This window comes from Amycolatopsis sp. NPDC005232, from assembly GCF_040607795.1.
Taxonomy (GTDB): domain Bacteria; phylum Actinomycetota; class Actinomycetes; order Mycobacteriales; family Pseudonocardiaceae; genus Amycolatopsis.
On record NZ_JBEXHL010000018.1, the window covers coordinates 151,918 to 174,629 of the forward strand.

Annotated in this window: 23 protein-coding genes and 2 pseudogenes; 6 read left to right on the forward strand and 19 right to left on the reverse strand. The window is 71.9% G+C overall.

From position 1 onward, the window contains the following. Position 1 precedes the first annotated feature (1 nt). From secD to ruvC, 5 genes are all read right to left on the reverse strand, one after another. Positions 2-1,765, reverse strand: coding sequence for a protein translocase subunit SecD (secD, locus tag ABZU76_RS31045; RefSeq protein ID WP_354875652.1), 1,764 nt, complete (start codon positions 1,763-1,765; stop codon positions 2-4). Between the two features lie 205 nt (positions 1,766-1,970). After that, the gene (gene yajC / locus ABZU76_RS31050) at positions 1,971-2,393 is read right to left on the reverse strand and encodes a preprotein translocase subunit YajC (RefSeq protein ID WP_354875654.1); all 423 of its coding nucleotides are present in this window, start codon (positions 2,391-2,393) and stop codon (positions 1,971-1,973) included. Between the two features lie 144 nt (positions 2,394-2,537). Beyond that, entirely contained in the window at positions 2,538-3,611 is a 1,074-nt protein-coding gene (gene ruvB, locus ABZU76_RS31055) for a Holliday junction branch migration DNA helicase RuvB (RefSeq protein ID WP_354875656.1), read from the reverse strand. A gap of 3 nt (positions 3,612-3,614) precedes the next feature. Beyond that, the gene (gene ruvA, locus ABZU76_RS31060) at positions 3,615-4,211 is read right to left on the reverse strand and encodes a Holliday junction branch migration protein RuvA (protein ID WP_354875658.1); all 597 of its coding nucleotides are present in this window, start codon (positions 4,209-4,211) and stop codon (positions 3,615-3,617) included. Next, a complete protein-coding gene (gene ruvC, locus ABZU76_RS31065) occupies positions 4,208-4,849 on the reverse strand; it encodes a crossover junction endodeoxyribonuclease RuvC (protein WP_255638075.1) in 642 nt (213 codons plus the stop codon). The genes ruvA and ruvC overlap by 4 nt, the downstream gene beginning before the upstream one ends. 74 nt (positions 4,850-4,923) lie before the next feature. On the opposite strand from ruvC, the gene ABZU76_RS31070 reads away from it, so the two are divergent. Then, complete coding sequence (locus tag ABZU76_RS31070; RefSeq protein ID WP_354875660.1) at positions 4,924-5,370, forward strand: cupin domain-containing protein; 447 nt, start codon at positions 4,924-4,926, stop codon at positions 5,368-5,370. Positions 5,371-5,401: 31 nt separating this feature from the next. Here the strand turns inward: ABZU76_RS31070 and ABZU76_RS31075 are convergent, their stop codons facing one another. From ABZU76_RS31075 to pdxT, 3 genes are all read right to left on the reverse strand, one after another. Continuing rightward, positions 5,402-5,923 (reverse strand): DUF4262 domain-containing protein, encoded by a 522-nt coding sequence (locus tag ABZU76_RS31075; RefSeq protein WP_354875662.1) that lies wholly within the window; start codon positions 5,921-5,923, stop codon positions 5,402-5,404. A gap of 297 nt (positions 5,924-6,220) precedes the next feature. After that, positions 6,221-6,976, reverse strand: a complete 756-nt coding sequence (locus tag ABZU76_RS31080) for a YebC/PmpR family DNA-binding transcriptional regulator (RefSeq protein ID WP_354875664.1) — start codon at positions 6,974-6,976, stop codon at positions 6,221-6,223. Between the two features lie 60 nt (positions 6,977-7,036). Beyond that, positions 7,037-7,696, reverse strand: a complete 660-nt coding sequence (pdxT, locus tag ABZU76_RS31085; protein ID WP_220241357.1) for a pyridoxal 5'-phosphate synthase glutaminase subunit PdxT — start codon at positions 7,694-7,696, stop codon at positions 7,037-7,039. A 454-nt stretch (positions 7,697-8,150) separates the two neighbouring features. Here pdxT and pdxS point away from each other — a divergent pair, with 454 nt between their 5' ends. Beyond that, on the forward strand, positions 8,151-9,065 hold the full coding sequence (gene pdxS, locus ABZU76_RS31090) for a pyridoxal 5'-phosphate synthase lyase subunit PdxS (RefSeq protein WP_220241358.1): 915 nt from the start codon (positions 8,151-8,153) through the stop codon (positions 9,063-9,065). 42 nt (positions 9,066-9,107) lie between these two features. On the opposite strand, the gene ABZU76_RS31095 is transcribed toward pdxS, so the two are convergent. Then, positions 9,108-9,671: an XRE family transcriptional regulator gene (locus ABZU76_RS31095; protein ID WP_354875667.1), complete on the reverse strand. Its 564-nt coding sequence runs from the start codon at positions 9,669-9,671 to the stop codon at positions 9,108-9,110. Between the two features lie 70 nt (positions 9,672-9,741). On the opposite strand from ABZU76_RS31095, the gene ABZU76_RS31100 reads away from it, so the two are divergent. Both ABZU76_RS31100 and ABZU76_RS31105 read left to right on the forward strand, forming a co-directional pair. Continuing rightward, entirely contained in the window at positions 9,742-10,437 is a 696-nt protein-coding gene (locus ABZU76_RS31100; RefSeq protein WP_220241359.1) for an AzlC family ABC transporter permease, read from the forward strand. Beyond that, positions 10,437-10,757 (forward strand): AzlD domain-containing protein, encoded by a 321-nt coding sequence (locus ABZU76_RS31105; protein WP_354875669.1) that lies wholly within the window; start codon positions 10,437-10,439, stop codon positions 10,755-10,757. Before ABZU76_RS31100 ends, ABZU76_RS31105 begins: the two co-directional genes overlap by 1 nt. 3 nt (positions 10,758-10,760) lie before the next feature. On the opposite strand, the gene ABZU76_RS31110 is transcribed toward ABZU76_RS31105, so the two are convergent. Continuing rightward, a complete protein-coding gene (locus tag ABZU76_RS31110) occupies positions 10,761-11,726 on the reverse strand; it encodes a DUF5937 family protein (protein WP_354875671.1) in 966 nt (321 codons plus the stop codon). Between the two features lie 425 nt (positions 11,727-12,151). Between ABZU76_RS31110 and ABZU76_RS31115 the strand changes: the two genes are divergently transcribed. After that, positions 12,152-12,625 (forward strand): hypothetical protein, encoded by a 474-nt coding sequence (locus tag ABZU76_RS31115; RefSeq protein ID WP_354875673.1) that lies wholly within the window; start codon positions 12,152-12,154, stop codon positions 12,623-12,625. A 68-nt stretch (positions 12,626-12,693) separates the two neighbouring features. Here ABZU76_RS31115 and ABZU76_RS31120 read toward each other — a convergent pair. Beyond that, positions 12,694-13,236: pseudogene (locus tag ABZU76_RS31120) on the reverse strand (FAD-dependent oxidoreductase); the annotation flags it as partial. Positions 13,237-13,380: 144 nt separating this feature from the next. Between ABZU76_RS31120 and ABZU76_RS31125 the strand changes: the two are divergent. Next, positions 13,381-15,489, forward strand: coding sequence for an elongation factor G-like protein EF-G2 (locus ABZU76_RS31125; protein WP_354875675.1), 2,109 nt, complete (start codon positions 13,381-13,383; stop codon positions 15,487-15,489). Positions 15,490-15,516: 27 nt separating this feature from the next. Here the strand turns inward: ABZU76_RS31125 and ABZU76_RS31130 are convergent, their stop codons facing one another. The 8 genes and pseudogenes from ABZU76_RS31130 to thrS all read right to left on the reverse strand — a co-directional run bounded on the left by ABZU76_RS31130 (position 15,517) and on the right by thrS (position 22,654). Beyond that, positions 15,517-16,029, reverse strand: coding sequence for an XdhC family protein (locus ABZU76_RS31130; protein WP_354875677.1), 513 nt, complete (start codon positions 16,027-16,029; stop codon positions 15,517-15,519). Between the two features lie 35 nt (positions 16,030-16,064). After that, positions 16,065-16,553, reverse strand: a complete 489-nt coding sequence (locus ABZU76_RS31135) for an NUDIX hydrolase (RefSeq protein WP_354875679.1) — start codon at positions 16,551-16,553, stop codon at positions 16,065-16,067. Further along, the gene (locus ABZU76_RS31140) at positions 16,550-17,695 is read right to left on the reverse strand and encodes a glycosyltransferase family 4 protein (RefSeq protein WP_354875739.1); all 1,146 of its coding nucleotides are present in this window, start codon (positions 17,693-17,695) and stop codon (positions 16,550-16,552) included. Before ABZU76_RS31140 ends, ABZU76_RS31135 begins: the two co-directional genes overlap by 4 nt. A gap of 16 nt (positions 17,696-17,711) precedes the next feature. Continuing rightward, on the reverse strand, positions 17,712-18,629 hold the full coding sequence (locus ABZU76_RS31145; protein ID WP_220241366.1) for a phosphatidylinositol mannoside acyltransferase: 918 nt from the start codon (positions 18,627-18,629) through the stop codon (positions 17,712-17,714). Between the two features lie 155 nt (positions 18,630-18,784). Then, positions 18,785-19,384 (reverse strand): annotated as a pseudogene (gene pgsA, locus ABZU76_RS31150) (phosphatidylinositol phosphate synthase); the annotation flags it as partial. A gap of 100 nt (positions 19,385-19,484) precedes the next feature. Then, positions 19,485-20,015 carry a MarR family transcriptional regulator gene (locus ABZU76_RS31155; protein ID WP_354875681.1) on the reverse strand — a complete coding sequence of 177 codons (531 nt, stop codon included), beginning with the start codon at positions 20,013-20,015 and terminating at the stop codon, positions 19,485-19,487. 66 nt (positions 20,016-20,081) lie between these two features. Beyond that, the gene (locus ABZU76_RS31160; protein WP_220241368.1) at positions 20,082-20,630 is read right to left on the reverse strand and encodes an HIT domain-containing protein; all 549 of its coding nucleotides are present in this window, start codon (positions 20,628-20,630) and stop codon (positions 20,082-20,084) included. Then, complete coding sequence (gene thrS, locus ABZU76_RS31165) at positions 20,627-22,654, reverse strand: threonine--tRNA ligase (protein ID WP_354875683.1); 2,028 nt, start codon at positions 22,652-22,654, stop codon at positions 20,627-20,629. The genes ABZU76_RS31160 and thrS overlap by 4 nt, the downstream gene beginning before the upstream one ends. Between the last annotated feature and the right edge of the window lie 58 nt (positions 22,655-22,712).

Consider the following 22,712-nt stretch of genomic DNA (forward strand, 5'->3'; position numbering starts at 1 on the left):
GTCAGGCCTCCTTCACGTTCGTGCGGCCGACGGCGGGACGAGACGCCCTGCGTTCCGAGGCCAGGCGCTGGACGGCACCGAGGCCGAGGTTGCGGGGGTTGGACAGGAACGCCGACTTCGACGTGGACACCATCGCCACCACAGGGTGCGTCACGAGGTAGACCACCACGAGGTCGAGCACCGTCGACATGCCGAGGGTGAACGCGAAGCCCTGCACGTCGCCGACCGCGATCACGTACAGGATCGCCGCGGCGAGGAAGCTCACCGCGTCGGACGCCAGGATCGTGCGCCGGGCGCGGGCCCAGCCGCGCGGAACCGCGGACCGGAACGTCCGCCCTTCCCGGATCTCGTCCTTGAGCCGTTCGAAGTAGATGACGAACGAGTCCGCCGTGATGCCGATGGCGATGATCAGGCCGGCGATGCCGGCAAGGTCGAGCGTGTACCCGATCCACCGGCCGAGCAGCACCAGCACCGCGTAGACCAGCAGGCCGGACAGCGCCAGCGACAGGATCGTGAGGATGCCGAGCAGGCGGTAGTAGATCAGGCAGTAGATGAAGACCACGATCAGGCCGATCGCGCCGGCGAGCAGGCCCGCCTGCAGCGACGCGGAACCGAGCGTCGCCGACACCGTGGTGGCGTCGGACGAGTCGAACGAGAGCGGCAGCGAGCCGTACTTCAGGACGTCGGCGAGGTTCTTCGCGGTCGCCTGCGTGAACTGCCCGGTGATCTGCGTGTTGCCGCCGAGGATGGCGCCCTGGATGGTCGGCGCGGACACGACCTGGGTGTCGAGCACGAACGCGGCCTGCTGGCCGACGTTGGCCGCGGTGAAGTCACCCCAGGTCTTGCTGCCGGTGCCGTTGAACGTCAGGTCGACGATCCACTGGCCGCGCTGCTGGTCGTAGCCCGAGTTCGCGCCGGAGATCTCGGTGCCGGGCAGGAACTGCGGGCCGAGCACGTACTTCGTCGCGTCCTGGTCACCACAGGCGACCAGCGGCTTGTCCGAGAGGTCGTTGCCCTCGAGCGGGTCGGCGACGTTCGGCGCGCAGGTGAGCGAGGCCAGCGCGGCCTGCTGCGCGGCCTGCGCCTTCGCCTGGTCGTCCGAAGCCAGGTCGGGGTTCTGCCGGATCTCCTGCGCCTGCTGGATCGGCGTCTTCGCCTGGCCACCGGCCGCCGGCGTGTTCGAGGCCGGCGGAGCCGACGGCGTGGTGCTCGGCGGCTGCTGGGCCGGGGCACCGGCCGCGCCACCGCCGCCGTTCGGCGTGCTCGACGGCGCGCCGGTGGCGGACGGCGGGGCCGAGGGCGCACCGGAAGACGGCGGCGGCGACGGGGTGCCCGAAGCCGGCGGGGCGGCCGGGTTGCCCGAGGCGGGCGGCGCGGCCGGGGCGTTCGGCTGCGAGGTGATGACCTTGCGGAAGCCGAGCTTCGCGGTCTGGCCGAGGGACTTCGCCTGGTCACCCTGCGCGCCCGGGACCGTGATGACGACGTTGTTGCCGTCGAGCACGACCTCCGTGCCGGCGACACCGATGCCGTTCACGCGCTGTTCGATGATCTGGCGCGCCTGGTTCAGCGAGTCTCGCGTGGGCTGGCCGCCGTCCGGCGTCCGCGCGGTGAGCGTGACCCGGGTGCCGCCCTGCAGGTCGATGCCGAGCTTCGGCGTGGCCTTGCCGCTGCCGGTGAAGAACACCAGGGCGTAAAGCACGACCACGATCAGGGCGAAGAAGGCGAGATAGCGTCCCGGGCGGAGATGCCCGGCCGATGGTGCCACGGTGCTTCGGTCTCCTCGGACTGGGTGGACCCCAACTGGTTTGGTGAGCGAGCCGGGACGGTGCTCCCGGCACGCTGCTGGGCATGACTATGGCGGCGGACACGCACGCAGCACCGAGACAGTACTCGGTGCTGCGTGAGCCCTGCGTTCGCCCGTACCGACTTTCGTCGGCTACGCGCGTGTCACTGCCCGGGGAAGAAGCAGGTCACTTCTTGCCGTGCTCCAGCGGGGGCGCGATCTGCGCACCGGACTTCTCGCCCTCGTCCTCGATGGACTCCTGGGCGGGCGCCTCGGCGGTGGTCGAAGCCACGCCGCCGACGGTGTCGTCGGAGTCCGACTCCACCTCGGTCTCGTCGGTCTCGACGGCCGGCTGCACCTTCTCGCGGACCGCGATTCGCAGCCACGTGGTGACGACGCCCGGGGCGATCTCGATGTCGATCGTGTCGTCGCCGGAAGCGTCGGCGACGGTGCCGTAGAGGCCCGAGGTGGTCATCACGCGGTCGCCGGGGGCGATGCTCTTCTGCAGGTCCTGCTGGGCTGCCTGCTGCTTCTTCTGCTTGCGGGTACCGAGGACGAGCGGCACGGCCACCACGACCAGCAGCAGCAACGGCAGCAGTAAGTTGTTCATGACTCTCCATTCGACGGACGTCACGTCGTCGGTGCTTACGTCCGGTTTTGACGGATGTGCTGTCTTCGAGTGTGCCAGGTGCTCGCGAAATCGCCAGCACCCACCGTCCGTTGCGCTCCCGCCGGCCGGTGTCCGACGTCCCCGTCAGCCCTGGTCGAACAACGAGGGACCGCCCTGGTCCGGCCGCCCTGCCTCAGGCGGCGGCACCAGGCCGAGGTGCTCCCACGCGGCCGCGGTCGCGACCCGGCCACGCGGAGTGCGGGCGAGCATACCCGCGCGGACCAGGTAGGGCTCGCACACCTCTTCCACCGTGGTCGCCTCCTCACCGACGGCGACGGCGAGTGTCGAGATGCCGACCGGTCCCCCGCCGAACGAGCGGGTCAGCGCGCTGAGCACGGCCCGGTCCAGCCGGTCGAGGCCCAGTTCGTCCACGTCGTAGACCTTCAGCGCCGCCCGGGCGACGTCAATGGTCACGTTGCCGTCGGCGCGGACCTCCGCGTAGTCGCGGACGCGGCGCAGCAGGCGGTTCGCGATCCGGGGCGTGCCGCGGGAGCGGCGGGCGATCTCCGAACAGCCGTCACGGTCGATGGGGATGTCGAGGATCGTCGCGGCGCGGCGCACGACGAGCTCCAGCTCCGCGTCGGTGTAGAACTCCATCTGGCCGGTGAAGCCGAAGCGGTCGCGCAGCGGCCCGGTAAGCGAGCCCGACCGTGTGGTGGCCCCGACCAGCGTGAACGGCGCGATCTCGAGCGGGATGCTCGTGGCGCCCGGCCCCTTGCCGACCACGACGTCGACGCGGAAGTCCTCCATCGCGAGGTACAGCATCTCCTCGGCCGGCCGGGCGATGCGGTGGATCTCGTCGATGAACAGCACGTCGCCGGGCGCGAGGTTCGACAGCATCGCGGCCAGGTCGCCCGCGCGTTCCAGCGCCGGACCGGACGTGATGCGGATGGCCGCGCCGAGCTCCGCGGCCACGATCATCGCCATGCTCGTCTTGCCGAGCCCCGGTGGACCGGACAGCAGCACGTGGTCGGGCGGCACCCCACGGCGGCGGGCGCTCTCGAGCACCAGCTCCAGCTGCTCACGCACGCGGGGCTGGCCCACGAACTCGTCGAGCTTGCGCGGCCGTAGGGTCGTCTCGACCTCGCGTTCGCCGTTCTGCGAGAGAGCGGAGAGTGTCTCGTCGTCCGCTTCGAACTCCGTCACTTCGTGGTCCATCGGCTACCGCTTGCGCCCGAGGGTGGCCAGCGCCGAGCGCAGCACCGTGGCGGTGGTGTGCCCGTCGCCCTCGGCCAGCACGCGGTCCACCGCCTGCTCTGCCTGCTTGGCTGGGAAACCCAGTCCTGCCAACGCTTCCACGACCTCGGCGCGCAGCGCGCCGGGCGCGGACACGGCCGGCACCTCGCCGGTGCCGGCGAGCGCGGTGACCTTGTCGCGCAGTTCGAGGCTGAGCCGTTCGGCGCCCTTGCGGCCGATGCCGGGCACCTGCGTGAGGACGGTGATGTTGCCTTCGACGAGCGCGGCGCGCAGCTTGTCGGGCTCCAGCACGGCGAGCGTGGCGAGCGCGAGCCGCGGTCCGATGCCCGACACGGTCTGCAGCAGGCCGAACAGCTCGCGCGCGTCGTCGTCGGCGAACCCGAACAGGGTCAGCGAGTCCTCGCGCACGACCAGCGCGGTGTGCAGCCGCACCTGCTCGCCGCGGCGCAGCGTCGCGAGCGTCGCCGGGGTGGCCTGGACGGCGAAGCCCATGCCGCCGACCTCGACCACGACGTGGTCCAGGCCGACGGACAGCACTTCACCGCGTACGGAGGAGATCATCGGGGTGCTCCAGTGTCGTCCAGCTTGCTCGGGGTCCGGCGGGCCGCGCGCCGCACCGGGGTCCGGGTGGCCGCGCCCGCCTGTTTCGCGGCGGCCGCCAGCTTGGCCTTGTGCGCGCGGGCCAGCTCGGCCGCGCGCGCCTCGGCCTCGGCGAGGCGGACCCGCATCGGCTCGCGCCAGAGGTGGCAGATGGCCAGCGCCAGCGCGTCGGCGGCGTCGGCGGGGTGCGGCTTCACCTCGAGGTTGAGCAGGCGCATCACCATACCGGTGACCTGCGCCTTGTCCGCGCGGCCCGACCCGGTGACCGCGGCCTTGACCTCGCTCGGGGTGTGGAACACGACCGGCAGCCCGCGCCGGGCCGCGGCCAGCGCGACGACGCCGCCCGCCTGCGCGGTGCCCATGGCGGTGCGGACGTTGTGCTGCGCGAACACGCGCTCGACGGCGATCGCCTCGGGCTTGTAGCGGTCCAGCCAGACCTCGACCTCGTCGGCGATGCCGAGGAGCCGGTGGGCGAGATCGTCCTCCGGCGGGGTGCGCACGACACCGACGGCCACCGCGCGGACGACCCGGCCCTTGCCACCGTCGACCACGCCGAGACCGCACCTGGTCAGACCGGGGTCGACCCCGAGCACCCGCACACCTTCTCCTTCGCCCGCACGAACATCCGTTCGACGTGCAGGCTACTGGGCCGGGGCCCGGCAGGATGGGCGCCATGCCGCAGCCACCGGAATTCATCCGCCACCTGGGTCTGTCGCCGCTGCCCGTCGAAGGCGGCCTCTTCGCGCAGAGCTGGCGTTCCGAAGAGGGGTCCGCGATCTACTACCTGCTGGTGGCGCCGCAGTTCTCGGCGCCACACCGGCTGGATCGCGTCGAAATCTTCGTCCACCACGCCGGGGCGCCGGCACGGATGCTGCTCCTGCACCCGGACGGCGCGGTGACGCGGCCGGTGCTGGGCACCGACGTCGCGGCTGGCGAACGGCCGCAGGTCGTGGTGCCCGCCGGGACCTGGCAGGCGACGGTACCGCTGGGCGAGTGGTCTCTGCTCGGCACCGTGGTGGTGCCGCCCTACACCGACGACTGCGTGGAGTTCGCCGACATCGAGACGCTCGCCGCGCGGTTTCCCGCCGCAGCAGCGGATCTCAGGGCCTTGCCGCGGTGATCAGGCGCCGTCGATGATCAGGCGCCGGTGATCAGGGCCCGTCGACGCCCGGGGTCCAGCTCTCGGGCACACCGCTTTCGGTGAGCACCGGCTGCCACTCGGAGAAGCCCTCGGGAGCCGTGTCCTGCCAGGGGAAGTGCCCGTCGGCCGTGGCGACGACGAGCTGCAGCGCCGGGAAGTCGCCGTCGGGGTAGACGAGGAACGCCGACCCGAAGTACTCCGGGTAGTGGCCTTTGGCGACGCGTTCGAAAACGACGGCGCTGCCCTGGAAGAAGTCGTCGTAGCGTTTGCCGACCTCGAAGATCTCGCCGTTGGCCGCGCGGTCGACGTACGCGTCGAGCAGGATCGGGCCCAGGTCGCCGGGCAGGCCGACGACCACGACTTCCGGCACGTTGTGCAGCGCCCACGCGCAGGCGGTGAAGCAGAAGCCTGCGCCCTGATCGTCCTGCGGGACCGCGATGACCGCGTTGCCCCGTTCCTTCGCCTGAGATTCGATCCAGTCGATCAGGCGCTGCTCTTCGGCGGTGAGGGCTGAGGTCGTCACGGCGGTCATTGTGCCGCACCCGCGCGGCTGAGCCCAGTACCGGCGCGGGGCAATTTTCCCGGCCGTTTTCCCGGACGCCGCAAGGGATCCGACTACTCGCGAGTTCGCCTGTGATCAGTCGGCCCCGGCCGGGCGCGGGTGGTCCCGTGCCCGACCGGGGCCGGTCGAGAAGTGATCAAGCCGCTCGTGCCGGCACCCAAAACCCGTGCCGGAGCGGCGAAATCGGCCGTCAGTCGACGGACGCCATGACCTCATCAGAGACATGGAATTCGACGCAGCGCGTACACGCTCTGCGCCTCACCACTATCAGTCGACGGACGCCATGACCTCGTCGGACACATCGAAATTCGCGTACACGTTCTGCACGTCGTCGCAGTCCTCGAGCGCGTCGATCAGCTTGAAGACCTTCCTCGCGCCGTCGACGTCCAGCGGCACCGAGACCGTCGGGAGGAACGTGAGCTCCGCCGACTCGTACTCGAACCCGGCCTCCTGCAGCGCCTTGCGCACTGGCACCAGGTCTCCGCCCTCGGAGACGATCTCGAAGCTCTCGTCGAGGTCGTTGACCTCCTCGGCGCCCGCGTCGAGCACGGCCATGAGCACGTCGTCCTCGCTCGCCTCGCCCTTGGGCATGATCACGACGCCCTTGCGGTTGAACATGTAGGCGACGGAGCCCGGGTCGGCCAGCGAGCCGTTGTTGCGCGTGAGCGCGGTCCGGACCTCCATGGCGGCGCGGTTCTTGTTGTCGGTGAGGCACTCGATCAGCACCGCCACGCCGTTGGGCCCGTAGCCCTCGTACGTGATGTTCTGCCAGTCGGCGCCGCCGGCCTCTTCACCGCCGCCGCGCTTGCGCGCGCGCTCGATGTTGTCCTGCGGGACCGAGTTCTTCTTCGCCTTCTGGATGGCGTCGTAGAGCGTGGGGTTGCCGTCGGGGTCCCCACCGCCGGTGCCGGTCCGGGCGGCCACCTCGATGTTCTTGATCAGCCGGGCGAAGAGCTTGCCACGCTTCGCGTCGAGGTTGGCCTTCTTGTGCTTCGTCGTGGCCCACTTGGAGTGGCCGCTCATCTTTCCTCCATTTGTTCCGCGTACCCCCGACTCGCGTCGCGCGCACGCCGCAATCCCTGCTCAGGCTTCTCGCACGAGCTCGACGAACAACCGGTGCACCCGCTCGTCCCCGGTGATCTCCGGGTGGAACGCCGTGGCCAGCACCGACCCCTGCCGGACGGCGACGATCCTAGCCTCGGGCTCGCCGACCGCGGGATCTTCGGGCACCGAGTCTCCCGGCACGAGCGCCGCCGGGACGGTGGCCAGCACCTCGACGCCCGCCCCCGCCTTCTCGACCCACGGGGCCCGGATGAAGACCGCGTGCACGGGCCCGCCTTCGACACCCGCGAAGTCGAGGTCCACCTCGAACGAGTCGACCTGCCTGCCGAACGCGTTGCGCCGGACGACCACGTCGAGCCCGCCGAGCTGCTGCTGGTCCGGGCGCCCGTCGAGCGCCTGGCGCGCCAGCAGGATCAACCCGGCGCACGAGCCGAAGGCGGGCATCCCGTCCGCGATCCGCGCCCGCAGCGGCTCGAGCAGCTCGAAGCTCTCCAGCAGCCGCGACATGGTGGTGGACTCCCCGCCGGGGAGCACCAGGCCGTCCACTTCGGACAGCTCCGCCTCTCGGCGCACGGGCACGGCGTGCGCGCCCGCGCGCTCCAGCATCGCGACGTGCTCGCGCACGGCGCCCTGCAGGGCGAGCACACCGACTGTCGGCCGTGCTCCCGAAGCTGTCGCCACCCGACCTCCCGAAAGACGTTCTGCTCAGCTTAGGGGGACGCCTCGCGGGCCTTCCGGCCAGGTCAGCGGGCGGTCGGCCGGCTGTCACCCACCCGAGGGACCGGGCCGGCCACCGGACTCCGGCGCCGACGAGTGGCCTTCCCGAAACGTCGCCAAGTGGCCACCTCGAGGGGGATCTTGCCGGAGCTCACGACACCCACCGGCCGGACAGCACCGGGAATCCGCGAAGCGACCCCCATCCGTACGTCCAGGATACCCCGTCGGCACCAGCGCAGGTCAGGGTCGATCCGGCGGCACGTGACGCGGCCGACACCGCCCCGCGGCGACCGGATCCGCAGGTGGTGGCCACTCGAAAAGTGGACTGCCGAGATAGCCGGGCACTGGCCTGGTTCACCGGTCCACCACACCCCTACGCTCGAAGGCGCAGGAGTCCGTCCCGAGAAAGGCCCCCGAGGTGTCCGAGCAGCAGACCACCCCCGAACCCCAGTCCGTCACCGGCACCGCCAAGGTCAAGCGCGGCATGGCGGAGATGCTCAAGGGCGGCGTGATCATGGACGTAGTCACCGCCGAGCAGGCGAAGATCGCCGAGGACGCCGGCGCGGTCGCGGTCATGGCGCTCGAGCGCGTGCCCGCCGACATCCGCGCCCAGGGCGGCGTCGCGCGCATGAGCGACCCGGACCTGATCGACGGCATCATCGAGACCGTCTCGATCCCGGTCATGGCGAAGGCCCGCATCGGCCACTTCGTCGAGGCGCAGGTGCTGCAGTCGCTCGGCGTCGACTACATCGACGAGTCCGAGGTGCTCACGCCCGCCGACTACGCCAACCACATCGACAAGTGGGCCTTCACCGTGCCCTTCGTCTGCGGCGCGACCAATCTGGGCGAAGCGCTGCGCCGCATCACCGAGGGCGCGGCGATGATCCGCTCCAAGGGCGAGGCCGGCACCGGTGACGTCTCCAACGCCACGACCCACATGCGCCAGATCCGCGCCGAGATCCGCAAGCTGTCGTCGCTGCCCGAGGACGAGCTGTTCGTCGCGGCGAAGGAGCTGCAGGCACCGTACGAGCTGGTCAAGGAGGTCGCGCAGAACGGCAAGCTGCCGGTGGTGCTCTTCACCGCGGGCGGCATCGCGACCCCGGCCGACGCGGCGATGATGATGCAGCTCGGCGCCGAGGGCGTGTTCGTGGGCTCGGGCATCTTCAAGTCCGGCAACCCCGCGCAGCGCGCCGAGGCCATCGTCAAGGCGACGACGTTCTACGACGACCCCGACGTGCTGGCCAAGGTCTCGCGCGGCCTCGGCGAGGCGATGGTGGGCATCAACGTCGAGGAGCTGGCGGAGCCGCACCGGCTCGCCGAGCGCGGCTGGTAAGCCCCCGGGTTTTTCACCACCGGTTTTTCACGAGTACTGCTTTCACGAGTACTCGGAGATCTCCACCCCGAACGTGCCGGGCTCCAACGCCTCGAAGATGTGCGGCACGTCCCCGGGGTAGCAGATGTAGTCGCCGGGCAGCAGCTCGACCGGGTCGTCGCGCACGCCGACGCGGGCTCGTCCGGCGCAGATCACGATGTGCTCGACCACGCCGTTCATGTGCGGGTCCGACCTGCGCGGAGTGCCCGGCTCCGCGCGGATCACGTACATGTCCCGGCGCGCCGAGGGCGGGCACGCGGACAGCAGCGTGCACGCGTAGTCGGCGTGCTCGGCGAACACCGTCGGCCCCTTGCCCGCGCGGATCACGCGGACCTGGGGCCGTTCGGGTTCCACGAGCCGGGAGAACGGCACGTCGAGCGCCACTCCGAGGGCCCACAGCGTCTCCACGCTCGGGTTGCCCGAGCCGGATTCCAGCTGCGACAGCGTCGACTTCGCCAGGCCGGCGCGGCGCGCGACCTCGGTGAGCGACAGGCCCGCGCGGGTGCGCTCGCGGCGCAGCGACGCGGCGATGATCTCCAGCGGCGCGCCGGTGGTCTCCTGAGACATCCGTGTTCGCTCCATCAGTCTTTCCGTTCGCCTTGACGAACACCCGGTCTTGTGTTCAGCATAAAGCACTATGCGTTCGATTTGGCGAACACTCGACCGGGAGCTGACCCGGGACATCGCGCTCGTCTGCGTGGCCGACGGCCTCGTGGGCGTCTCCTACGGCGCCATCGCGGTGAGCTCGGGCTTCCCGCTGTGGGCTCCGATGCTGCTGTCGCTGCTGGTCTTCGCGGGCGCGTCGCAGTTCATGCTGGTGGGCATCATCGCCGGCGGCGGCAACCCGCTGGCCGCGGTGGTCGCGGGCCTGCTGGTGAACGCGCGGCACCTGCCGTTCGGCTTCGCGATCGGCGACGTCTTCGGCTCGAAGTGGGCCGCCCGCATCGCCGGCAGCCACCTGATGATCGACGAGTCTGTGGCCTTCGCCCTGGCCCAGCGCGATTCCGGGCGCCGCCGCGCCGCCTACTGGGCGTGCGGCGCGGGCCTGTTCGTCGCGTGGAACGCCGGCTGCGTCGCGGGCGCCTTCGCCGGCACCGCGATCAGCGACACCGCCGCCTTCGGCCTGGACGCCGCGTTCCCGGCCGTGCTGCTGGCCCTCGTGCTGCCGTCGTTGCGCGACCGCGCCACCCGGCTGCCCGTCGCCGTGGGCGTGGTGGTCGCCCTGGTGGCGACCCCGTTCCTGCCCGCAGGTCTCCCGGTGCTGCTGGCACTGGCCGGCGTGCTCGTCGGCGTCGCGGCCAAGGAACCGAAGACGCTGGAAGGAGCCCACTGATGGACGGCGTCGAGCTCCTGATCGCCACCGCGGTCCTCGCGGCAGGCACGTTCGCCTTCCGCTTCGCCGGGCCGGTGCTGCGCACGCGCGTGCGCCTCTCCCCTCGCGCCCAGCGGCTCATGGCGCTGTCCGCCGTCGTCCTGCTGGCCGCGTTGGTCGCGACAAGCGCGCTGATGGACGGGCATGCGTTCGCCGGCGCCGCCCGGCCGGCCGGGGTACTGGTCGGCGGCGTGTTGGCTTGGCGCAAAGCCCCGTTCGTGGCCGTGGTCGTGGCCGCCGCGGCGACGGCGGCGCTGCTGCGGCTGGCCGGAGTCCCCTGACGCTCAGTCGTCGGCCGCGGTGACCACGGCGTCGGCGGCGACCGTGCGCGAGTGGACGCCGTCGGGAGCCGTGGCGACCAAGCCGGCGGTGCGCAGGAGCTGGAGGTGCTTCGCGACAACGCCCTGCTTCAGGCCCGTGCGGCGCGCCAGCTCGCCGACGTCCGCCGGCGTGGTCAGTGAGGTGAGGAGCGTGCTGCGGCTGCGGCCGAGCACCCCGCGCAGGGCCGCCGACGACGCGGTACCGCCGGATTCCCACAGGCCGGCGACGCCGCGGGCCGGATAGCGCAGCACGGGCTGCCGGCCCGCGTGGGTCCGGGAGATCACGCGCGGCCAGACGAACACCGACGGCGCCAGCACGAGCCCGTGGCCGTGCGGCGCGCCCGTGCCGGGGACGTGGCGCTGCGCGACGATCAGCGCGCCCTCGGCCCAGTGGACGGCGGGCGCCAGGTCGCGGAACAGGTCCTCCGCCGCACCGGCGGCGAGCAGGCGCGAACGGTGCAGCACGTCGCCTTCCAGCAGTGCCCGCATGCGCGGCCACGCGGGCGCCAGCGCCACCGCCCAGTACCGCTCCATCAGGCCCGCGAGCCGGTCGAGCCCCGCCTCCGGATCGCGGTGCAAGCGCGTCAGCGCGCCCGAGCGCGGCGGGTCCATCGCCTCCAGCTCGCGTCGAACCGCGCGCGGGGCGACGTCGCGCAGGTCCGCGAGCTCGTCGGCCAGCTGTGGCACGGGCGAAGCCGGCGTCGGCGTGAGGAACCGCGGCACCGAGCGGCCGGCGACGAGATCGGCGAGCGGCGTGACGTCGATGCCCGCGTCGGCCAGCGCGCCCGACGCCTTGCGCACCCACGGCAGGTGCAGCGCGTGCTCCCCCGGACGCGCCAGCACCCGGACGCTCGCCACGATTTCCCACAACGGGGAGAACGCGAGCCTCGTTCGCGCCAATTCGTCCACCGACCACGCCAGCTCCAGCACGTTCCTCCTCCTCGAAAACGGGAATCGGAGAAGTGTAAAACAATCCGTTGTGGACAGTCAGGCCGGGGTAACCCCTTGCGGGAAGGCGAACACGCAGTCCGGGTCGTATCGGCGGGCGAGAGCGCGCAGCCGGGGCAGGTTTCCTGCCGTAATAGGCCTGACCCCAGTCGGGCATTTCCGGATCGAGGTAGTTGACGTAACCGGTTGTGCCGAATTCCGGCCCGAGCCCGTCGCGAATTCGCCCGATCGCTCGCCTTGCCGCGGTTTCGGTCGCGTGCTCCAGCCCGTGGGTGAACTGGAAGCTCGCGAGCGCCCGGCGGTGCGGGAAAGCCGAGTCGCCGCGCGCGATCGCGCCGCCGCCACCGTCCACGATCGTGTAAGAATCCGGGTCCTCGCTCAGCAGCTCGAGCACCGCGGTCGGATCCTTGGCCGGGCGCATCAGCATCCGCGAGGTCGCCACGTACGCCCCGGTCCCGATCTTGCCGGTGCCGCCGCCCCAGCCGGGGCCGCACGCCGAACCCGCGAGGTCCGTGCACCCGGCGAAGTACCGCATCGCGCCGAGGAAATCGGTCTCCGGCTCCTCACGCTTCAGCGGCACGGCGCCCACCCGGCGGACGAAGTCGTCGAGGATCGGCTTCAGCCGGGTGCGCGGACCTGCGAAGCAGCCGCCGAAGTTGGCCGCCGTGGCGCCGAGCCCGAGGTCGGACCAGAGCTCGTCGGGCATCCGCGGCTGCCAGTCCTGCCACTCGGCGAACAGCGTCGCGGCCGTCTCGGGCGGGAACTGCAGGTCGAACGACGAGAGGTCGGGCGCTTCGGCGGTCCGGAAGGTGAACGACGTGACGATGCCGAAGTTGCCGCCCCCGCCGCCGCGCAACGCCCAGAACAGGTCCGCGTGCTGATGCGCCGACACCGTGCGCGCCACGCCGTCCGCCGTCACGACCCGCGCCGACTCGAGCTGGTCGCACGTGAGCCCGAGCTTGCGGCCCAGCACGCCGACTCCCCCACCGAGCGTCAGCCCGGCAATGCCGACGGTCGGGCACGTGCCCGCCGCCAGCGCCCGCCCGGCCGAACCGAGCGCCTGATACACCGGCCCCAGCCGCGCGCCCGCACCCACCACGGCCCGTCCGTGGCCGAGGACGCGGATCCCGTCGAGCCGCCCCACGTCCACCACCAGGCCACCGTCCACAGTGGAGTACCCGACGTAGCTGTGCCCGCCCGCGCGCGCGGCCACTGGGATGCCGTGCTGCGCGGCGAAGTCCACGCACGCCTGCACGTCCGCCTCGCTCACACAGCCGGCGATCGCCGCCGGATGGTGGTCGTACAACGTGAAATAGCCGTGGCGGGCGGCCTCGTACCCCGCGTCGCCGGGCACCAGCAACGCCCCCGAAAGCCGCCGCCGAAGGGCCGCCCACCGGTCCGGCGACGTGTCCGGAGTGGTGGCTCCCAGGCCCGCCGCCACCGGTACCGCCGCCCCGGACACCCACAGGAACGTGCGCCTGCTGATCGTCATCCCGCTCCCCCCTACCCGGCCCGAGGCCGGAACCCACCGGGGAGCAAACGCGTGGTCCCCCCGGCCCTGCCTTGCCCTGCCCAGGGTAGCGGGTGTGTGATCGAGGACACATCGCGTACACCAGCCGTTCGCCGAGGAGTCGCTATGGCCGACAAACAGAGCAGGAGTACCGACACCGGGGCCGCCGTCGCTGTGGCCGACCCCGCCCGGGTGCGCAACGTCGTACTGGTCGGGCCTTCGGGCTCCGGGAAGACCACGCTCACCGAGGCGTTGCTCGCGGCGTCGGGCACCGTCCCACGCGCCGGCTCGGTCGTCGAGGGCACCACGGTGTGCGACCACGACCCGGCCGCACAGCGCCAGCAGCGTTCCGTCGGGTTGTCGGTGGCGCCGGTGCTGCACCAGGACCACAAGATCAACCTGATCGACACGCCGGGGTACGCCGATTTCGTGGGTGAGCTGCGTGCCGGGCTGCGCGCCGCCGACGCCGCGCTGTTCGTGGTGTGCGCGGCCGAAGGCGTCGACGCCGCGACGGTCGCCGTGTGGGAGGAGTGCGCGTCGGTCGGGATGCCCCGGGCCGTGATCGTCTCCCGCCTCGACCACCACCGGGCCGACGCGCTCGCGGAGATCGCCGCCTGCCAGGCCGCGTTCGGCGCGGGCGTGCTGCCGCTCTACCTGCCGGCCCGCGATGGACTGGTCGGCCTCATCACCCAGCGCTACTTCGACTACTCGGCCGGCTACCCGCCGCGGATCGGCGAGCCCGACCCGGCCGACCTCGCCGGGCTCGAAGACGCCCGCAACGCGCTCATCGAGGGCATCATCGCCGAGAGCGAGGACGAGACCCTCATGGAGCGCTACCTCGGCGGCGAGGAGATCTCCGAGGACACGCTCATCGCCGATCTCGAGACGGCGGTGGCGCGCGGGTCGTTCCACCCCGTCATCCCCGTGTGCGCCACCAGCGGCATCGGGCTCGCGGAGGTGCTCGACGGGATCGTGCGCGCGTTCCCGTCACCGCTGGAGCACGCCCTGCCGGGCGTCACGACGCCCGACGGCGGCGCGCACGGTGATCTGACGGCCGACCCCGCCGGACCGCTCGCGGCGGAGGTCGTGCGCACGGCCGTGGACTCCTACGTCGGCCGCGTGTCGCTCGTCCGGGTGTTCTCGGGGACGCTGCGGCCAGAGAACGCGGTGCACGTGTCCGGCCACGGCCTCGCCGAGCGCGGGCACGAGGACCACGACGCCGACGAACGCGTGGCGCACCTGTACTCGCCGCTCGGCTCCGCGCTGCGCGAAGTCCCCTACTGCGTGGCGGGCGATCTGTGCGCGCTGACCAAGGTCGGCTCGGCGGAAACGGGCGACACCGTCTCGTCGCCGGACGACCCGCTGGTGATGAAACCCTGGCGCATGCCCGAGCCGCTCCTGCCGGTCGCCATCATCGCGAAGACCCGCAGCGACGAGGACACGCTCTCGCGCAACCTGTCGCGCCTCGTGGCCGGCGACCCGACGCTGCGGCTCGACCGCAACGCCGAGACCGGTCAGCTCGTGCTCTGGTGCATGGGCGAGGCGCACGCCGACGTCGTCCTGTCCCGGCTGCGCGCCGGCGGCGCCGACGTGGACACCGAACCGGTGCGCATCAGCCTGCGCGCCACGTTCGGCAAACCCGCCCGCGGCCACGGCCGTCACGTGAAGCAGTCCGGCGGCCACGGCCAGTTCGCCGTGTGTGACATCGAAGTGGAACCGTTGCCGCGCGGCAGCGGTTTCGAGTTCGTGGACAAGGTCGTCGGCGGCTCGGTGCCGCACCACTTCATCCCGAGCGTGGAGAAGGGCGTCCGCGCGCAGCTCAAGCGCGGGCTCGTCGACCGGCACCCGGTCGTCGACGTGCGCGTGACGCTCCTCGACGGCAAGGCCCACAGCGTCGACTCGTCGGACGCGGCGTTCCAGACCGCCGGCGCACTCGCCCTGCGGGAAGCCGCGGCCGCCAGCCGGATCACGTTGCTGGAACCCCTGGACACCGTCGCCGTCACGCTCCCGGACGAGCACCTGGGCACCGTCCTCGGCGACCTGTCGTCCCGCCGCGGGCGGGTCCTCGGCACCGAGTCGGGTGAGGGCGGCCGGACGGTCATCAACGCCGAGGTGCCCGCCGCGGAACTCCTGCGGTACGCGATCGACCTGCGTTCGCTGACGTCGGGCACGGCCACGTTCACCCGCGTCCACGCGCGGTTCGAACCACTGCCGGAAGGGGCGGTGCCTCTGTGAGCGCAGTGCCCGTCTGACCGCGGAGGCTCAGAACTCGAAGCCGCCCGGCTTGTCGTTGCGGTCGGCGATGAGGCCGGCCAGCACGGCGATGGCGATCTCGGCCGGCTTGCGCGAGCCGATGTTCAGCCCCACCGGGCGGTGCACCCGCGCGATGTCCGGCGCCGGCACGCCCAGAGCCGTCAGCGCCGACACGTGCGGCCCTTCGTGACGCGGGTTGCCCAGCACGCCGACCCAGCGGGAGTCCTGCGCGAGCGCGTCGCGCAACACCGGGCCCAGCTCGGTGCGGTGGTGGTCGGTCACCACGACGTCCGCGGTCTTGTCGAGCGCCGGCATCGCGGTGCGGATGTCGCACGCGGTCCGCACGTCGGTGGCGCGCGCGGCGTCCGGCTCGAACAGCACGGTGTGGTAGCCCAGGTCGGCGGCGTAGCTCAGCAGGTACCGGGCCACCGGCGACGCGAACACGACGACCAGGGTCCGCGCGTCGGGGTTCGCTTCGGGAGCGCCGTGGGCGACGGCGCAGGCATCCGGTTCGACGGTCATGCACCTCAGTCTGCCACCGTCACCCCGAATTCCCGTCACACCTCGGGTTCGGCGAACTCGAAGTACTCCGGCAGCGGGGCCGTCCCGGCGAGCTTGAAGTACCGCACTTTCCGCCGGCGCCGCAGCGCGAGGGTGTCGCGCACGGCGTCGTTGTGCACGCGGCGGGCGATGACCACCCGGTGCTCGGCGTCGGTGAGCTCCTCGGCCAGCACCAGTGGCAGCGCCGTCCGGTCGATGGCGCCGAGGCGCAGGGTCAGCTCGTTTTCGTCGGCCTCGCGTTCGGCGCGGGACGCGCGTTCGGCCCGTTCGGCCGCGGCGTGCAGACCGGGGCCGGTGCCGTCCAGCAAGGCCGCGACGGCCCGGGCGACCACCGCGCGCCGCGCCAGCGCCGCGTCGAGCGCGGCCCAGCCGGCGTCCGTGCGCACGTGGAGGCGGTCGAGGCGGTTGGCCGTCGCGACGAGGAAAAGCCCGCCCAGCACGACGATCGCGGCCAGCACGGGGATCAGCCACGCGAGCCAGGTCATCGCGCGAACTCCCGCTCCGCCGCGACGACCAGCCTCGGGTCGGCGGCGATCGCGGTCTCGTACACGCGCAGCACCTGGGTGACGACGACCGACCAGTCGTACGCCGTCACGCGCTCCCCCGCCGCCGCGGCCAGCGACGCGCGCCGGGCCGGGTCGCCGAGCAGCTCGCGCAGGCCGTCGGCGAGCGCGCCGGCGTCACCGGTCGCCGCGAGCTGCCCGGCCTTGCCGTCGTCGAGCACGCGGCGGAACGAGTCGAGCCCGCTGGCCAGCACGGGCGTGCCCGAGGCCATCGCCTCGGTGAGGATCATGCCGAAGCTCTCACCGCCGGTGTTCGGCGCGCAGTACACGTCGACGCTGCGCAGCGCGCGCGCCTTCGTGGCGTCGTCGACCTGGCCGAGCAGCTCGACATGCGGCCACAACTCGGGGCCGGCCATGCGCCGGAGCTGGTCCGGGTCGCCGCGGCCGACCACGAGCAGCCGCAGGTCCTCGAACTCCGGCAGCAGCCGGCGCAACGCCTCCAGCAGCACGTCCATGCCCTTGCGCGGCTCGGTGAACCGGCCGACGAACCCGACCGTGCCGCCCGCGCGCGGGTAGCCGTCGAGCGGCGTGGCGCGGGCGAAGAACTCGGCGTCGACGCCGTTGGGGATCTCGACCGCGTCGCCCCCGGCGTGCTCGACCTGTACCCGGCGGGCGAGCGCCGACACCGCGATGCGCGCGGTGATCTTCTCCAGCAACGGCCGCAGCACGGGCTGGAACGCCGCCAGCGTGCGCGAGCGCGTGGTGGCCGTGTGGAAGGTGGCGACGATCGGCCCGTCGGCCACCTTCAGGGCGAGCAGCGACAGGCTGGGCGCGGCCGGTTCGTGCAGGTGCAGCACATCGAACCCGTTGTCGCGGATCCAGCGCCGCACCCGCGAGTAGGAGACCGGCCCGAACTGCAGCCGCGCGACCGAGCCGTTGTACGGGATGCCGAGCGCCTTGCCCGCCGGGTGCACGAAGTCCGGCAGCACGGCGTCCTCGTCGGCGGGCGCCAGCACGGACACCTGGTGGCCCCGCGCGATGAGCGCCCGCGCGAGGTCGATCACGTGCCCCTGCACCCCACCCGGCACGTCGAACGAGTAGGGGCACACGATCCCGATCTTCAGCCCGCCCGCCACCGCGTCAGCCCACTTCTTCGAGGCTGCCGCGCTCGGCGGCCTCGAGGTCGGCGAGCCAGATCTTCTGCAGCATGTGCCAGTCGGCCGGGTGCGCCGCGATGTCGCCGGCGAACGCGTCGGCCAGCGCCTGCGTGGCCGCGGGCACCTCGGCGCGCGCCGTGACGCGGATGCGCGGGTGCACGCGGACCTGCCAGCCGTCCTCGCTGAACCACGAGCCGGCGGGCAACAGCGCCGCCCCGGTGGTGGCCGCGAGCCGCGCCGGGCCCGCGGGCATGTGCGTGCGCTCGCCGAAGAACCGCACCGGGACACCGCTCGTGGTGAGGTCGCGGTCGCCGACCAGGCACACGACCTTGTTCTCCCGCAGGCGTTTCAGCAGCAAGCGCATCGCCGCGCTGTCGCCGGTGAGCGGCACGATCTCGAACCCGAGCGACTCGCGGTAGGCCACGAACCGGTTGAACAGCGACTCGGGCTTGAGCCGTTCGACGACCGTGGTGAACCCGCCGAGCCGGTCGGCCAGCCACACCCCGATCGCGTCCCAGTTTCCGCTGTGCGGCAGCGCGATCACCGCGCCGTTGCCCTCGGCGAGGGCGGCGTCGATGTTCTCGACACCCGTGATCGCGGCGCCGACCTTGGAGATCACCTCGGCGCGGTCCATCGACGGCAGCCGGAACGTCTCGTACCAGTACCGCGCATACGACCGCATGGCCCGGCGGACGAGCTCGTCGAGCTCCGTCTCGTCGGCCTGCGGCACGACCCGCGCGAGGTTGGCGCGCAGCTGACGCACGCCCCCGCCGCCGCGGCGGGTGGCGAGGTCGGCGCCGAGGGCGAACACCGTCGTCCCCATCGGCTCGGGCATCCGGCGGGCGAGCTGCCAGCCCGCCGTGTAGCCGAACTCGCCGAGCCGCTGGGACAGCGCGCTCACGGCTGCGCCCCACCTTTCTGCACTTCTCCGGTGGCGGTCTGCTCGGCCTGAGCGGTCGCGGCTTGCTCGGCCGACCTGGCTTGCCGGGCCTGCTCGGCTCGCCGGGGTTGCTCGGCTTTCGTGGCTTCCGCGGCTTGCTTTGCCTGCTCGGCCACGGCTCGCGCGGCCTTCGCGACGGCGGCACCACGCTGCAGCAGCGTGATCACCGACAGCACGGCGAGCAGCCAGAGCGTGATCTCCACCGTGTACGGCACACCGAGGCCGTGCAGGCCGGTGCCGACGAGCGCGATGATCAGCCGCTCGGCTCGCTCGACGAGGCCGCCGTCGGCTTCGAGGCCCGACGCGTCGGCGCGGGCCTTCACGTAGGAGATGACCTGGGCGAGCACCAGGCAGATCAGGGCGGCCGCGGCCGCGCGGTTGTTGTGGTCGACCACGAAGCACCACCACGCGATGGCGGCGAACAGCGCGCCGTCCACCAAGCGGTCGCACGTCGCGTCGAGGACGGCTCCGAACGGGGTGCCGTAACCGCGGGCCCTGGCCATCGCGCCGTCGAGGAGGTCCAGCATGGCGAACCCCCACACGGTGAAGGTTCCCCACAGCAGGAGCCCCTGCGGGAAGAAGACCAGCGCGCACGCCACGGCACCCGCGGTGCCGATCACGGTCATCGCGTTCGGAGTCAGTCCGGCACGGACCAGCGTCCGACCGATCGGATCGGTGACGCGGGAGACTGAGGCACGGGCGAAAATGTTGAGCATCTCGTCGTCTGGTGCACCTGGCTCGGGGGTGGGTGGGCCAGGAAAGCCTATCGACCCGCCGGCACGGGGCCGACGTCCCGCCCCGCGACCCGCCGGGCGATCAGCCTGATTTCGGCAGTTCGACGACCGGGGCCACGAATTCGCCCGCCTCCTCGGCCGCGATCGCGGCCGCGCATTGGGGCCGCAGACCGCCGAGGATCGCCGAGCTGATCTCGCCCAGTTGCTGCGCCTGCTCCGGCGTCAGCCGGTCGAAGAGGCTCTCGCGCACGGCCTCGACGTGGCCGGGGGCCGCCGTCTCGAGCGCCGCGAACCCGGCGTCGGTCAGCACCGCCCACGCGCCGCGCTTGTCGGTGGGACACGACTCGCGCCGCACCCAGCCCTTGCCTTCCAGCCGCGCCACGGCGTGGGACAGGCGGCTGCGCGAGGAGCCGCGCGCTTCGGCGAGCTCGCTCATCCGCAGCCGGCGCCCGTCGGCCTCCGACAACGCGACCAGGACCTCGTAGTAGGTGTGCGGCATGCCCGAGTCGTGTTGCAGCTGGCCTTCGAGGTGCGCTTGCAACAGCGCGGCGGCCTGGGAGAAGTCACGCCAGACGCATTGCTCGTCTTCGGAAAGCCAGCGAGGTTCGGACATACCCCCATGTTACCCCTGATTGAGTGCTCAATTACCGCGCCGGTACACTCCCGCGCCCCGTGGTCTTCACCACGCGTCGGCCAGGAGTTTCCTCGTCTCGCCGAGCAGCTGCGGCAGCACCTTGGTGTGCCCGATCACCGGCATGAAGTTGGCGTCGCCGCCCCAGCGTGGCACCAGGTGCTGGTGCAGGTGCGCCGCGATGCCCGCGCCGGCGATCACGCCCTGGTTCATCCCGAGGTTGAACCCGTGTGCCGCCGACACCGCCCGCACCACGCGCATGGCGTGCTGGGTGAACTCGGCCAGCTCGCGCGTCTCGGCCCCGGTCAGGTCGGTGTAGTCGGCCACGTGGCGGTAGGGCACCACCATGAGGTGACCGGGGTTGTACGGGTACAGGTTCAGCACCGCGTACACCGTCTCGCCGCGCGCCAGGATCAGCGCCGTCTCGTCGTCGAGGCCCGGGATGCGGCAGAACGGGCAGCCGTCGGACTCGTCGTCGTCCGGCTTCTCCTGCCCCTTGATGTAGGCCATTCGGTGCGGGGTCCACAGCCGCTGCAGCGCGTCCGGGACCCCCACTCCGTCCTGCTCGACGATCTCGGGACCGTCCGCGTCGCTCACCGCAGGATCTTCTCCACGGCCTCCGCGCTCGGCGAGGCGTTCTCGCGGCCGGCCACCCACTCGGCGATGGCGTCGACGGCGGTGTCCACGGACACGCCGTTGATCTGGCCGCCGTCGCGGAAGCGGAACGACACCGCGCCCGCCTCGGCGTCCTTCGCGCCCGCCAGGAGCAGGAAGGGCACCTTCTGCGTGGTGTGGGTGCGGATCTTCTTCTGCATGCGGTCGTCGCTCGCGTCGACCTCGGCCCGGATCCCCTTGGCGCGCAACGCCTTCTGCACGCCGTCGAGGAACTCGACCTGGTCGGCGGTGATCGGGATGCCCACGACCTGCACCGGCGAGAGCCACGCGGGGAACGCGCCGGCATAGTGCTCGGTCAGCACGCCGAAGAACCGTTCGATCGAGCCGAACAGCGCGCGGTGGATCATCACCGGGCGCTGGCGCGAACCGTCGGACGCGGTGTATTCGAGGTTGAAGCGCTTGTTCTGGTTGAAGTCCAGCTGGATCGTGGACATCTGCCAGGTGCGGCCGATGGCGTCCCTGGCCTGCACGGAGATCTTCGGGCCGTAGAACGCGGCGCCGCCCGGGTCGGGCACGAGCTCGAGGCCGGAGTCGATCGCGGCCTGTCGCAGCGTCTCCGTGGCCTCCTCCCACTCCCAGTCCTCGCCGATGAACTTCTCGGAGTCACCGCGGGTGGACAGCTCGAGGTAGAAGTCCGACAGCCCGTAGTCGGCCAGCAGGTCGAGCACGAACTTCAGCAGCGAGCGCAGCTCGCCCGGCATCTGCTCCTTGGTGCAGTAGATGTGCGAGTCGTCCATCGTGAGGCCGCGCACGCGGGTGAGGCCGTGGACCACACCCGACTTCTCGTACCGGTACACGGTGCCGAACTCGAACAGCCGCAGCGGCAGCTCCCGGTACGACCGCCCGCGCGAGCGGTAGATCAGGTTGTGCATCGGGCAGTTCATGGCCTTGAGGTAGTAGTCCTCGTCGTCGAACTTGACCGGCGGGAACATCGTGTCGGCGTAGTAGGGCAGGTGGCCGGAGGTGTGGAACAGCTCGCCCTTGGAGATGTGCGGCGTGTTCACGAACTCGTAGCCGGCCTCCTCGTGGCGGCGGCGCGAGTAGTTCTCCAGCTCGCGGCGGATGATGCCGCCCTTCGGGTGGAACACCGGCAGTCCGGAGCCGATCTCCTCCGGGAAGGAGAACAGGTCGAGCTCGGCGCCGAGGCGACGGTGGTCGCGGCGCTCGGCCTCGGCGATGCGCTCGAGGTAGGCGTCCTGCGCCTCGCCCGACTCCCACGCCGTGCCGTAGATCCGCTGCAGCTGCGGGTTCTTCTCACTGCCGCGCCAGTAGGCGGCGGCCACGCGGGTGAGCTTGAACGCGGGGATGAACTTCGTGGTGGGCACGTGCGGGCCGCGGCAGAGGTCGCTCCACACGCGCTCCTTGGTGCGCGGGTCGAGGTTGTCATAGATGGTCAGCTCGCCGCCGCCGACCTCCATCACCTCGTCGGTGTCCACTTCGGACTTGAGGTCGACCAGCTCGAGCTTGAACGGCTCGTTCGCCAGCTCCTTCTTCGCCTCGTCCACGGAGTCGAACACGCGGCGGGAGAACTGCTGGGCACCCTTCACGATCTGCTTCATGCGCTTCTCGAGCGCCTGCAGGTCTTCCGGGGTGAAGGGCTTGTCGACGGCGAAGTCGTAGTAGAAGCCGTCCTTGACCGGCGGCCCGATGCCGAGCTTCGCGTCGGGGAACTCCTGCTGCACGGCCTGCGCCAGCACGTGGGCGGCCGAGTGGCGGATCACGCTGCGGCCGTCCTCGGTGTTGGCCGCGACGGGCTCCACCTCGGCGTCGGCCTCCGGCGCCCAGGCGAGGTCGCGCAGCTTGCCCTCGGCGTCGCGCACGACGACGATCGTGTCCGGGCCCTTGGTCGGCAGCCCGGCCTCGCGGACCGCGGCTCCCGCCGTAGTGCCCGCCGGGACCACCACGCGCTCGGCGGGGACGGCGGCGGCTGACGGCGGATGCGACACGATCGGCTCCTTCTGGGGCAAGTGACAAGAATGACTCCGGTTGATGCTAGTCGGCGGC